Origin of the sequence: Nocardia sp. NPDC049526, assembly GCF_044465765.1 — a bacterium.
Taxonomy (GTDB): Bacteria; Actinomycetota; Actinomycetes; order Mycobacteriales; family Mycobacteriaceae; genus Nocardia.
The window spans coordinates 9,922-22,428 of the sequence record NZ_JBITMA010000022.1 but is presented as its reverse complement, the minus strand read 5'-3'; the positions used below and the strand labels follow the sequence as shown (position 1 = coordinate 22,428).

General features: G+C 67.1%; 11 protein-coding genes and 1 pseudogene. 4 read left to right on the top strand and 8 right to left on the bottom strand.

What is annotated here, in order from left to right:
* Nucleotides 1-253: 253 nt before the first annotated feature.
* Nucleotides 254-1,252 carry a GAF domain-containing protein gene (locus tag ACIBW7_RS39855; RefSeq protein ID WP_397055763.1) on the top strand — a complete coding sequence of 333 codons (999 nt, stop codon included), beginning with the start codon at nucleotides 254-256 and terminating at the stop codon, nucleotides 1,250-1,252.
* A gap of 461 nt (nucleotides 1,253-1,713) precedes the next feature.
* Here ACIBW7_RS39855 and ACIBW7_RS39850 read toward each other — a convergent pair.
* A pseudogene (locus ACIBW7_RS39850) lies at nucleotides 1,714-2,682 on the bottom strand (NAD-dependent epimerase/dehydratase family protein); the annotation flags it as partial.
* Nucleotides 2,683-2,735: 53 nt separating this feature from the next.
* Nucleotides 2,736-3,545 (bottom strand): S-methyl-5'-thioadenosine phosphorylase, encoded by an 810-nt coding sequence (locus ACIBW7_RS39845; protein WP_397055761.1) that lies wholly within the window; start codon nucleotides 3,543-3,545, stop codon nucleotides 2,736-2,738.
* A gap of 297 nt (nucleotides 3,546-3,842) precedes the next feature.
* On the opposite strand from ACIBW7_RS39845, the gene ACIBW7_RS39840 reads away from it, so the two are divergent.
* Entirely contained in the window at nucleotides 3,843-4,607 is a 765-nt protein-coding gene (locus ACIBW7_RS39840; RefSeq protein WP_397055759.1) for an EamA family transporter, read from the top strand.
* Nucleotides 4,608-4,685: 78 nt separating this feature from the next.
* Nucleotides 4,686-5,039 (top strand): metal-sensitive transcriptional regulator, encoded by a 354-nt coding sequence (locus ACIBW7_RS39835; protein ID WP_397055757.1) that lies wholly within the window; start codon nucleotides 4,686-4,688, stop codon nucleotides 5,037-5,039.
* Nucleotides 5,040-5,042: 3 nt separating this feature from the next.
* On the opposite strand, the gene ACIBW7_RS39830 is transcribed toward ACIBW7_RS39835, so the two are convergent.
* The 5 genes from ACIBW7_RS39830 to ACIBW7_RS39810 form a co-directional block, all read right to left on the bottom strand.
* On the bottom strand, nucleotides 5,043-5,951 hold the full coding sequence (locus ACIBW7_RS39830; protein WP_397055755.1) for a TAXI family TRAP transporter solute-binding subunit: 909 nt from the start codon (nucleotides 5,949-5,951) through the stop codon (nucleotides 5,043-5,045).
* The gene (locus tag ACIBW7_RS39825) at nucleotides 5,948-7,372 is read right to left on the bottom strand and encodes a sensor histidine kinase (protein WP_397055753.1); all 1,425 of its coding nucleotides are present in this window, start codon (nucleotides 7,370-7,372) and stop codon (nucleotides 5,948-5,950) included. The genes ACIBW7_RS39830 and ACIBW7_RS39825 overlap by 4 nt, the downstream gene beginning before the upstream one ends.
* A 40-nt stretch (nucleotides 7,373-7,412) precedes the next feature.
* The gene (locus tag ACIBW7_RS39820) at nucleotides 7,413-8,072 is read right to left on the bottom strand and encodes a response regulator transcription factor (RefSeq protein ID WP_063039141.1); all 660 of its coding nucleotides are present in this window, start codon (nucleotides 8,070-8,072) and stop codon (nucleotides 7,413-7,415) included.
* Between the two features lie 46 nt (nucleotides 8,073-8,118).
* Nucleotides 8,119-9,528 carry an MFS transporter gene (locus tag ACIBW7_RS39815; RefSeq protein ID WP_397055751.1) on the bottom strand — a complete coding sequence of 470 codons (1,410 nt, stop codon included), beginning with the start codon at nucleotides 9,526-9,528 and terminating at the stop codon, nucleotides 8,119-8,121.
* 276 nt (nucleotides 9,529-9,804) lie between these two features.
* On the bottom strand, nucleotides 9,805-10,629 hold the full coding sequence (locus ACIBW7_RS39810; protein ID WP_397055749.1) for an LLM class F420-dependent oxidoreductase: 825 nt from the start codon (nucleotides 10,627-10,629) through the stop codon (nucleotides 9,805-9,807).
* Nucleotides 10,630-10,816: 187 nt separating this feature from the next.
* On the opposite strand from ACIBW7_RS39810, the gene ACIBW7_RS39805 reads away from it, so the two are divergent.
* On the top strand, nucleotides 10,817-11,260 hold the full coding sequence (locus ACIBW7_RS39805; RefSeq protein WP_040686670.1) for an Hsp20/alpha crystallin family protein: 444 nt from the start codon (nucleotides 10,817-10,819) through the stop codon (nucleotides 11,258-11,260).
* Between the two features lie 140 nt (nucleotides 11,261-11,400).
* Here ACIBW7_RS39805 and truA read toward each other — a convergent pair whose 3' ends face one another.
* Nucleotides 11,401-12,213: a tRNA pseudouridine(38-40) synthase TruA gene (gene truA, locus ACIBW7_RS39800; protein ID WP_397055891.1), complete on the bottom strand. Its 813-nt coding sequence runs from the start codon at nucleotides 12,211-12,213 to the stop codon at nucleotides 11,401-11,403.
* Nucleotides 12,214-12,507: the final 294 nt, after the last annotated feature.

The window sequence follows — 12,507 nt, the reverse complement described above, 5'->3', positions numbered from 1 at the left end:
AGGCCCACTCCCGAACGACGCGTACCAAATCGGCCGCGCGCCCGGAACCGATGACTTCGCGGCGGCAGGGACGAACGCGCGCTGACAAAGCGGATCCCAACGCGCCTGCCGGAACCTGGGCGCGCCCAATTGTGCGCAGTTGGAATCGAACACAGTGCTGCGGAATCCCGGCTGACCTTGTTCGGATCGTGCACGATATGCATTGGCTATCAGCGGTGATCGTGGCGTAGGTTCGAGACGGGGAGGGGACAAAGTGATCATCGAGCGCTGGCTATTGATCGAAACGCTCGGCCGTGTCGACAGCTGGTCGGTGTTGGCCATCGGTACTACGCCGCGTGAATGGAAGTCGTTTCAGCGGGCCGTGCCCAGTCGGTTGCAGCCGCTTGTCGCTGCCGCGTGTGCGAGTGGATCGGTCGTGGATCAGGTGCTGCCGCCTTCGCGACAGGTGTGGTCGGGGCGGCGTCTGCGGGCCGTGCCCATATCAGGTCCGGATGAGCGGGTGTACGCGATCCATCTCTGGGTCGGCCCCGGAGATCCCCCGCCCGCGCCCGGGGTTGCGCCGTTTCTGGTCGATGCGCGCACACGCCGCGTCGATGCGCTGATGCAGGGCCTCGGCCCGGATTTCGCGCCCTACCGTACCCGCTGGGTCGGTGCCGAAATCTTCGAGATGGTCGAACGATTCGACGGCGAACTGGATTTCGTCGCGAACCTGACGCGATCCGAGCCCGATTCCCGTTGGCTCGGGACGGCGACCGTGCAATCGAAGGCGGGCCCGCGCTCCATACTGGTGGCCACCCGCAACGCGGATACGCCCGGCGACCGGCACCGCTGGCGCGGCCTGGCGGTCGATGTCACCGATAGCGTTGCGCCGCAACGTAAATCCTTCGAGGCAACCGCCCTCGATATGCTGCGCCGCGCCCAACCCAACCTCTACCTCGCGATCGTGGACACCGCCCAGATCCGCTTGATCCGCTGGGTCACCGAACCCGTTCCGACAATGCGCTGGGCCGGCACGGACGAACGCACCGTCCCACATCCGGCGGACCGCGCCCGAATCATCGAAGCCCGCAACGCGATGCGCTCCGGCGCAGCACACCACCAACTCCGCGCCGTCCGCCTGGCCGGCGAAAACAACGATTGGATCATCGCCGACCTGGAAATCTCTCCCCTCCCGGGCGCCACCTCGAACTCTTCCTCCCCCGAATTCGTCCTGGTCCAACTCGAAATCGTCGAGAACCCCGGCCTCGCCTGATCACCCGCCGAACCCGGACCCGATCGACACCACCTCCGACTTGCCGGCCCGATCACCGCGACCGCGATCGGCACCCAGCGGACGCGGACCATCGTCGAAGGCATCGAGCCGGTCGCCGAACACCCGGAGACCGCCACCGCCAAGAGATCGTGCGTTTGCAACGCCATGACTGGGCGCATCCGCTTTCACATCGGCGAGCCCGCCCCGGCCTCCGGTTTCGCCAACTCGGGTTGGGATGCGGGCGGCTGCGTATTCGGTCCGGCGCTCTCGATCATCGGCTCCGGCCGGGGCGCATTCACGTTCGGCACCGGAGCATCCGGGCGGGTGCCGGGCCGCGATATCGGCGCGGCGGGCCGTGGCTCCGGGTGCGCCTGATGCTCGGGTGCGGTCGGAGTCGGAGCGACGCGCACGTGCAGTGGAGCGGGTTCCCGTTGGGGTGTGGTGGGCTCGAGTGCGGGGGCGGCGAGTTCGGCTAGGCCGAGGGCGGGTGGGATTCGGGCGGTGAAACCCAGTGTGCGCCTGGATCGTTCGGGGTCGGCGGCGAGGTGGCGGGCGTCGGCGAGGAGGTAGCGGCCGGTTACCACAGGAGCGGGGCCGCCGCGAGCTTTGGCCATGATCGACGCGACTTCCCACATGGTGATGGGGTGGCCGGAGGCGATGTTGAGGGGGACGAAGCCGGGTGGGCGGCGGTCGACGGCGGCCACGGTGGCGGCCACGATGTCGTCGACGTGCACCACATCCCTGACCTGTCCGCCGTCCTCGTCGACCAATGGCGGGCGGCCCTGATCGAGTGCGGCGAGGAAGTTTCCGATGAAGCCGGAGCGCGTGCCTTCGCCGTAGCCGTTGTGGTAGCGCAATGCCGTGACTGCCGCGCCGGTGGCCAAACCCCAAGCGAGCGCGTAGTTTTCCTGGGCCAGCTTACTTGCCCCGTAGAAGCCGCGCGGACGCAGCGGCGCATCTTCGGTGACCGGCTCCCAGGTGAGCAACTCCCCGGTCCGCGGCGCAAGGTGGTCGAACATGCCGCGATCCAGATCGGCCCGCCGCCGCAATCCGGGATAGAACGGCCCGCTGTTCATCCCGCGATAGCGCCCCTCGCCGTACACCACGATGGATGACGCGAGCACCAGATGACGCACCTTCGCCCGCCCCATCACATCGAGCAGGACCGCCGTCCCGAGATCATTGTGCGCGGCGAACACCGCCGATTCAGGCCCGGAGGTGACGGCGGCCAGATGACAAACCGTATCGATACCGCGCAGCAACGGCTCGAGCGCATCGGCATCGCGCACGTCCACCCGCGAAACCCCGTCCGGCACTTCAACATCCGGCCCGAGTAGATCGACCCCGACCACCTCGTGCCCGGCTGCGGCCAATGCCCGCCGCAACCGCGCCCCGACGAACCCGGCTGCCCCGGTGACCAGCACTCTCATCGCATCCGCACCCTACGTTCGGTTCCGAACCCAACCTGACCAGCTGCCCGAACTCACGGTAGTTCGAACGGCAGCGACACTCCCGCATGGACACGGCAACGTTCGCAGGTATCGGTTCCGGTGACCGCCGAAACCGAGCGCCGGATCAGCTCCTTGAACGGCCCGAGGTTCTTCTTGAATTCGGCGAAGACATCGACCGCGTGCACACCGTCGCCCTCCTCCAGCCCCGCATCCAGGTCGGTCACCAAAGCAACTGCGGCATAGCACATTTCGAGTTCACGGGCGAGCACCGCCTCGGGATGCCCGGTCATATTCACCAGCTCCCAGCCCTGCGCGGCGAACCAGCGGCTCTCGGCCCGGGTGGAGAAGCGCGGGCCCTGTACCACGACCATGGTGCCCGAAGATTTCATCGACAGCGCATCCGTCGCGGATTTCGCTGCCGCGGAGCGCAGTTCGTCGCAGTACGGGTCGGCGAAGGAGACGTGCACGCCACCGCCGCCGAAGTAGGTCTGCGGACGGCCGGAGGTCCGGTCGACCAGCTGATCCGGCACCGCGACGGTCCCCGGCCCCCAGTCCGCGCGCAGGCTGCCGACCGCGCACGGCGCGAAGATCCGCCGCACCCCGATCGAACGCAACGCCCACATATTGGCCTGGTAGGGCAGCGTATGCGGTGCGAATTCGTGCTGTTTGCCGTGTCGGGGCAGGAAGGCCACCGGGCGACCCCCCACCTCGCCGACCGAGATCGGCGCGCTCGGCTTGCCGTAGGGCGTCTCGACCTCGACGGTGGTCGCCTCGTTATCGAAGAAATCGTAGAAGCCACTACCGCCGATCACGGCGAGCGCGGGCCGAACATCCAAACTCATGCACCGATTCTCTCGCTCGTCCCCGATTCCCGACCAGACGGGTCCACATCCGGCCAACTGGACCTTCGTTCATCATGACCTGAGTCGGTTGGGTAATGGAGGTGTCGGTGAGTTCGTCGCGTACGCGCACCGGGGTGTGGTTGACGGTGGGCAGCGGACTTGCCTTCGCCAGCTCGGGTCCGTTGGCGAAGTCGGTGCTGGCGGTCGGCTGGTCCCCGGGTGCCGTGCTGGCGATCCGGCTCAGTGGTGCGGCCGCGATCATGCTGGCCGGTTGCGGCGCTCAGGGATCCGAGCGGATTGCGCGGCAGCCTGCGCCACCTGCGCACCGTCGGCGGCTTCGGCGTGATCGCGGTCGCCGGGGTGCAGGCCAGCTTCTTCCTTTCGCTGCCCTATCTGCAGGTCGGCGTGACGCTGATGATCCAATTCCTGGCCCCGATCGCGGTGATCGCCTGGAACTGGGCGGTGCGCGGACGGCGACCATCCGGGGCGACACTCCTCGGCGCGGCAATCGCGCTCGGCGGCGCGGCGCTGGTCATCGATATCTTCGGCGCGAACGGGATCAGTCCGATCGGGCTCGGCTGGGCCGCGGTCTCGATGCTGTGCAATGCGGTGTTCTTCCTGCTGTCGGAGCGCACCTCGGATTCGCTCAGCCCGGTCGTACTGCTCGGCTCCGGCCTGTCCGTGGCTGCCGCGACCGCCTGGGCGCTGGGCCTGACCGGCCTGCTACCGGTGCTGTTCGGCGATGCCGATACCGCGCTCGCCGAGCATCACCTACCGGTTTGGCTGTCGCTGACACTGCTGGTCACCATCAGCACGGTGGTGGCGTATGTCTGCGGGGTGGCGGGTGCGGCGCGCATCGGCTCCACGCTGATGTCGCTGATTCTGCTGAGCGAGGTGCTCTTCGCGGTGGTGCTGTCGTGGCTGTTGCTCGACGAATCGGTAGCGCCGGTGCAGATGATCGGCGGCGTGCTGGTGGTCGGCGGCATCGCGCTGGCCCGCAGCGGCGCCGAACACCGGACCCGCACGCCCGTGGCGGACGCGGCGCAGAGCGCGGCAACCTGACAACCCCCTCGCCACACTGTACCCTAGGGGGGTATTAAACGAGGCCGGTCCGCCCGGCGAGCAGCGAGGAGACAGTCGGTGACACCCACCCCGTCGCACAATGACACCGCGCCAGGCAGTGACTCGGCGGGTACCACCCACGACCATTCCGGCCACGGCTACATCACCGCCAAGGACGACTACCTCAAGCGCCTGCGCCGGATCGAGGGCCAGGCCCGCGGCCTGCAGCGCATGGTCGAGGAAGAAAAGTACTGTATCGATATCCTCACCCAGGTCTCCGCGATGACGAAGGCACTGCAGGCCGTTGCGATGGGCCTGTTGGAGGACCACATCAGCCACTGCGTGGTGGACGCCGCGGTCACCGGTGGCCCCGAAGCCGATGCCAAGATCAAAGAGGCCACCGACGCCATCGCTCGCCTGGTACGTTCCTGACGCTCAACCGTGTCGCCGTCGGTAGACCGCAGCCGCACCCGGATGCAAGGGGACGGCATCGGTTCCGATGAGCGAGCGGGTATCCAGGAACTGGGTCCCGGCCGCCTCCGCAGGCACCAATCGGTCCGCGCGGGAAACCAGCAGATCCACAATCGCCCCGGCGGCGGCATCGGACATGGTCGGGGCGGCGAGCAGCAGATTCGCGACGCCAACTGTGCGGACCGAACGACCGCTGTCGTAGGCGTCGGCGGGAATTTCGACCAAATCGTAGAGGTGTCCGAAGCGCTCCCGCATCGGCGCGGCCAACTCACCGAGTTCCACCAACCGCAACCGCTGCGGCACATCGAGTGCGTCGGTCGGTACGCCGCCTGCCCATAGCAGCGCGTCCAGCTCACCGGATTCCACACCCGCCACCGCATCGCGCAGCGGTCGATGCGAAATATCCACATCCGAAACGGGATTCACGCCCGCAGCCCACAGCAGCCGCTCTCCGGTCACCGCCGCACCGGATCCCGCGGCACCCAGGTTGACCCGGGCCCCGCGCAAATCGGTGACCTGCTGAATCGGCCCCTCCGAGCGCACTGCCAACTGCAGATAGTTCTCGTACACCCGGCCGAGCGCCACCAACGGAGCCCGCTCACTCTGCACCGAATCCGCCAGCGCCAGTGCCGCATCCACCTGGCCATTCGCCAACATCCCCAGATTTTCCTGCGAGCCGGTTGTCGTCACCGGTTCGATCCGCACCGTGCCCGCCTCCTGGGCAACCGCCGCTAGCAGTTCCGCGAATGCGTGATAGAAGCCGCCGACCTCGCCCGAGGCCAGCCGCACGAGTTCTGGATCCCGACCACATCCGACGGCACCGGCTGCCACACCGAAGACAGTGAGCGCCAGGAACTTCCGCCGCCGCATCACGCCCGCACCGCCTGCGGCAGCCGGATCTGGATCGCGAGACCGTGCGGCTGCACTGGGAGCACGGACAAGGTGCCGCCGCGCGCCTGGGCCAATGCCGTCGCAATCGGGAGCCCGAGGCCCGAGCCGCCGGACGACGCACCGGACCCACGGAAGAACCGGGTGGTCAGCTTGTCGATCTCGGCCGGTTCGACGCCGGTGCCATTGTCACGGACGGTCACCGTCACCCAGCCCGGCTCGGCGTCGACCACGATGACGGTCTGCGTGCCCGGCCCGGCATAGCTGCACGAATTGCTCAGCGGCACATCGAGAATCTGGGCGAGTACATCGGCGGAGACCGCGGCTTCGGCTTCGGCAACCTGGGGTTCCGCCCGCAATTCCTGCCCGGCGCTCTCGTAGGCGGAGTACCAGGCATCGATCCGGTCCGCAACAACTTGCACTGCGTCGCAATGGATTTCAGTATTGGGTGGAGTTCGCGCGGCCTCGAAAGCGGCCGGGGTCTCGGCAACCGCCAAGCTGAGCAGGCCATCGAGCAGCGCTGTCAACCGTTCCACCTCGGCACCCGCGCTACGGAAGGTCGCCGCCGCACTTTCCGGAATTGCGGCTTCCAAAGAGTCGAGACGAATCGTCAAGGCGGCGAGCGGGTTTCGCATGGCATGAGCGGTATCCGCAACGAGCTGACGTTGCGCATCCGCCGAATCGGCGACCGCCAAGGCCATGGCATCGAAGGATTCCGCGACCGCCCGCATTTCCGGCGGTCCACCATGGTGGCGGGCGATCGAGACGTGCGCGGCGGCCTGGGCGCGCGGCTTCGGCAGTGTCGCGGTCAATTCGGCGACCGCCTGCGACAGTGCCGCCAGCGGACGCAACACCCAGCGCGCCAGGCTCAGCGCCAGGCTGGTGAACACGACCATTGCCAGCACCGCGCCGACCGCGATCACCGCCCACGCGCGGGCGATATCGCGCCGGGCGCGGGCGGTCGATGCCTCGATCACCACCGCGCCGTTGACCTGCACTCCGGTGCCGACCGGACGGGCGATCAGCACCGTCGACGAACTCCATGGGGTCAGTCGATACACCGGCTGCGGCCGCTGGTTGCGGCGGGCGGCGGCAACCGCGTCCTCGACAGGCGCGGCGGCCGCATCGACGCCCGCATTCACCGTCCGCGCACCACGTGCATCGACCACGAGCACGTTTTCCCCATAGAGATCGTGGTAGCGCCCGGCCTCGTCTGCCAGCGCCCGGCTGTCCCCCTCGGCCACCGCCGCATCGGCGAGGCTGGCGAACCGGTCGGCATCGCCGGACCGATCGGCCACGAACTCCTGGGTCCGGCTGGTCGCGAAGGTCAGCGAGAGCGGTACCGCGAAGGCGAAGACGGCGATCGCCGCGAATACCGTAAGCGCGACGAGTAGTCGTCTGCGCATGCCGGGCTCCGCTCCTGTTAGGTCCGCAGGGCCGGCACGATCACTGGCCCCAGCGGTAACCGTAGCCGCGAATGGTCGTTATCAGCCCAGGTCGGTCCAATTTCGCGCGGAGTCCGGTCATGTGCACATCCAGTGAGCGGGATACCGCGACGAACGCGTCACCCCAGATCCGATCCATCAGCTGTTGGCGGCTGACCGCGGCACCGGGCCGCTCCACCAATGCCTCGACCAATTCGAATTCCTTCTGGGTCAAGGCAATGGGCCGCCCGGCCACCTCGACCACCCGGGCCGCCAGATCGACCCGCACATCGCCGGTGACCACGTCAGCACGCTCCGGCTGCGATCCGGCGGCGGCGCGCCGGACCACATTCTCCAGCCGGGCCATCAATTCCGCGATCCGCGGCGGCTTCACCAGATAGTCGTCGGCACCGCCGCGCAGTCCGCGCACGATCGACCGTTCGTCGCTGCGCGCGGTCAGGATCAGCACCGGCACGGAACTCACCTCGCGCAGCTGGCGCAGCACCTGCAGACCGTCACCGTCGGGCAGTCCGAGATCCAGGATGACCGCGTCGTAACCGCGGTGCGCGATGAGCAGATCTGCGCCGCGGCGCTTGCGCTCGGCCTGATAACCGCGGGCGTTGAGCGCCTCTACCAGCGCGTCACCTACACCGTCATCGTCCTCGACCACCGCCAGCCGCACACGCCGATCCTCCCACAGCGACGGAGCGGCGTGTGCGGTCGGGCCGTCAGGGTCGCGCCGCCGCGAGGTCACGGCCCGGCTCGGCGCCCGAGGTATCCGCCTTGGTGAGCGAAATATTGTCCGTGGCAGCGGCATCAGTGTCGATGGCGGATCCGCTCGAGGTCTCCCGCATGAACCAGTAGGTCAGCAGCGAGATTCCGATGCACCCGGCGACGTACCAGAAGTACAGCGATTCATGGTTCGCCTGCTTCAGCGACAGCGCGATGGTTTCGGCTGTACCGCCGAAGATCGCGACGGTCAGCGCGTACGGGAGGCCGACGCCGAGCGCGCGGATCTTGGTCGGGAACAGCTCGGCCTTCACGATGGCGTTGATCGAGGTGTAGCCGGTGATGATGACCAGCGCGCCCATCATCAGCGCCCAGGCGGCGATCGGATTTTTGGTGTGCGCGAGCACGGTCATGATCGGCACGGTGAGCAGGGTGCCCGCGACGCCGAAGAAGATCAGCAGCTTGCGTCGTCCGACCCGGTCGGACAGTGCACCGGCCAGTGGCTGCAGCACCACGAAGACCAGCAGTGCGATGAAGTTGATCCACGAGACCGTCGACTTGGAGATGCCAGAGGTATTGATCATGAATTTCTGCATGTACGTCGTGTAGGTGTAGAACGCGACGGTGCCGCCGAGCGTCAGCCCGATCACCAGCAGGCATTCCCGCGGATACTGCAGCAGCATCCGCAGCGAACCGCGCGCGGGCTGGTTCGCACCGGCGCTGCTCGCCGCCGGATCGCGTTCGGCCTCGACCTCGGCCTCGAAGTGCTCCGACTCGTCCATGCTGCGCCGCAGCCACATCACGATCAGTGCGGCCGCCGCACCGATCACGAACGGAATGCGCCAGCCCCAGTTGTTCATCTGCGCGTTGTTCAGGAACTGCTGCAGGATGATCTGCACGCCGAGCGCCACCAACTGTCCGGCGACCAGCGTGACGTACTGGAAGCTCGAATAGAATCCGCGCTTACCTGTCGAGGCCACCTCGGACAAGTACGTTGCGCTGGTTGCGTATTCGCCCCCCACCGAAAGACCCTGCAACAGACGGGCCAGCAAAAGCATTATCGGCGCGGCGATTCCGATCGTCTGATATCCGGGCGTCAGCGCGATCAGCAGCGAACCCGCCGCCATCACCGTCACCGAGAGGGTCAGCGCCGAACGACGTCCGAACTTGTCGGCGTAGCGACCGAGCGCCCACCCGCCGAGCGGCCGCATGAGGAACCCGACCGCGAAAACCGCTGCGGTGGAAAGCAATTGCGCGGTCGAATCGCCCTTCGGAAAGAACGACTTCGCGAAGTACACGCTGAACGCGGCGTAGACATACCAGTCGTACCACTCGACGAGATTACCGATGGAACCACGCAATACATTCGCGACCACCCGGCGCTCGCCGACAGGCTGTGTCGTAGTCACAAGATCTCCTTCTTCGACGCGGCCTTGCGTCGGTCGGAGACCAGTGTGTGCGCAGTCACAGCGCCGACGGAAGCGGAGGACGCCCTTTCTAACGCTGTCTTAGGACGATTGCCGTCGGTTGCCCGCTGGCACCTTCCGAACGAATCGGGGGAACCGATGTTCATCCCGCGCTGACCCGAGGAAGGGCGTCGTCTGCTCGGTGTCGAGCTGTTCGACCCGCTTCAACAGTCCCTCAGGCGATCGGCCCGGTATCTCGGGCCGACCGCCAGCGCAGGTCTATTTCGCGAGCAGCGGTGCGAGGGTGCGCAGGGTGGCCGCTTCGTCGGCGAGGACCTGGATCACCACATGATCGGCACCAGCGGCCCGATGCGCCGAGAGGCGATCGACGACGGAATCCGCTTCGCCGTGAGCTACCAGGGCGTCGATGAGGCGGTCGCTACCGGGTTTGGCGAGGTCGTCATCGGTGAAGCCGAGGCGGCGGAGATTGCTGACGTAGTTCTGCAGGTCGAGGTAGAACTCGACGCGCGGGCGGGCGGTGATGCGGGCCCGGACCGGGTCGTCATCGAGGACCACCTTGTGTTCGGTGGCCAGCAGCACACCCTCGCCGAGCAGCGCGCGGGCGCGGGCGGTGTGTTCGGGGGTGACGTTGTAGGGCAGCGCGCCCGCAGACCGTTCCGCCGCCAGCCTCAGCACACGCGGGCCTAGCGCGGCGAGAGCGCGACGCTCCTTGGGTACACCCGCGGCATCCAATTCGTCGAAGTATTCGACCAGCGCCTCGTAGGGCTTGCGGTATTCGCCCTGGTGTTCGGGATGGCCCGCACCCAAGCCGAGCAGGAACCGGCCCGGAAAGCGCGCTTCGATCCGGTGGAACGACTCAGCGACCTGCTTCGCGGGCGCCGTCCAGATATTCACGATGCTGGTGGCGACGGTGATCGACTCGGTTGCCTCCAGTAGCGACTCGATAACGGGCAATTCGGCGGGCGGGGACCCACCGAGCCACAGCGTGCCGTAGCCGAGTCCTTCCAAGTCCTGTGCGTCCTGCGGGGTGAACCCGCCGTAGTAACGCCATACACCGAACGGTCCGAGGTCTCCGATAGCCATGCACCGAATGAACGAGGCCGCTGCCGTCCCTATTCCGTCCGGGCCGCACTCCGATCCGACACGGGGAGCGAAGTTTCGCGCCAACCATTAGCAGTCTCATGTCGAGAGTGCTAACTTGGATGGTGCACAGCTTCCGGCGCCTGTCGCCGTGGCAGGCGTTGCCGCTAGTGAAATGGAGGTGATCGCTGTGCTCCGGTTCGATCCATTCCATGACATCGACACCGTTGCCCGCCAACTGCTCGGCGAATCCATGGGGACATCTCGCGCGCCAAGATTCATGCCGATGGATCTGTTCAAGGCGGGCGATCATTACGTACTCAACGCCGATCTGCCCGGTGTAGACCCCGGCTCGGTGGATGTGAGCGTCGACAACGGCACACTCACCCTCCGCGCACAGCGCAGCCTGCCGAGTGACGAAGGCGTCCAATGGATTGCGTCCGAGCGCTTCGCCGGCACCTATATGCGCCAGCTCAGCCTCGGCGACAATGTCGATGCCGACAAGATCAGCGCAACCTATAACAACGGCGTGCTCTCGGTGACGATTCCGATCGCCGAACGGGCCAAGCCGCGCCGTATCGAAATCTCCGGTTCCAGCCAGCCGCGGACGATCGAGGCAGGCTCGTCCGGATAGTTCGGTGGGGTCATGCTCCCGCACCGCACCGCGCCCGCCGAACGCGGTGCGGGAGCGCCGCTTTCACGAGGGCACATAGGTCGTTGTCGCCGCACACAGGTTGGACCTTCTGTGCGAAGTCAAGACATTATGCGCCAACCTCAGCTGCCACAGCAGCCGTCGTCAGCAGTAGGGACCGTACGCATTTCGCGGGTTTCGGCATTGCGCGCGGCGAGGTCGGCAGCGTCCGGATAGTCGACGGCGATGAGACTCAGACCGTGCGCGGGCGCCACGGTGACCGAGCTGGAGCGCTCGGTTTCCTTCAGTAGCGCGGCGACCCAGTCGGGCGTGCGCCGCCCCTCCCCTACCGCCAGCACCGCGCCGACGAGGCTGCGCACCATGGACCAGCAGAAGGCATCGGCGCTGACATAGGCGGTGAGCAGATCACCGTCGCGCTCCCAGTCGAAGCGCTGGAGTTCGCGAACAGTAGTCGCACCATCGCGGCGGCGGCAGAATGCGGCAAAATTGTGCAGGCCCAACAACTTTCGCGATACCTCGCGCATTGCTTCCAGATCGACGTCTCGACGACAGGCGACGACGCTGCGGGCCTGCAGTGGCTCGGCCCCATAGGCAGCGGTGGTCAACCGGTAGGCGTAGTGGCGGCGGATCGCCGAGAAGCGTGCGTCGAATTCGGGCGGCACGATGCGAATGTCCTTGATTCGCACGTCTTTCGGGAGGAACCGTGCCATGCGATGGATGAGCTTGGCCGCATCCGGCTCGGTGCCGGTATCGAAATGCGCGACCTGCCCCTCGGCATGCACACCGGCATCGGTGCGGCCCGCGACGGTCAATTGGATCGGCTCCCGGAACACCTTGCTCAGCGACTCTTCGAGCACACCCTGCACCGTGCGCAGACCCGGTTGCCGCGCCCAGCCGATGAAATCCGTACCGTCGTAACTGATATCGAGCCGCACTCGGACCGAATCGGTACCGGACTCCGGCCGCGCATCGACTTCCGCGGCCTGCGCAACTCCAGGTGCCTCCGCGCCCCTGGGTGCCTCTACGACTCCCGGGGCCTCCACAACCCCCGACGCCTGCACGACTCCAGACGTCTGCATGACGCCGGGCGCCTGCACAACCTCGCGGACCTGCACGCCCCCAGACACCTCCACGACGCCGGGCGCCTGCACAACCTCGCGGACCTGCACGCCCCCAGACACCTCCACGACGCCGGGCGCCTGCACAACCTCGCGGACCTGCACGCCCCG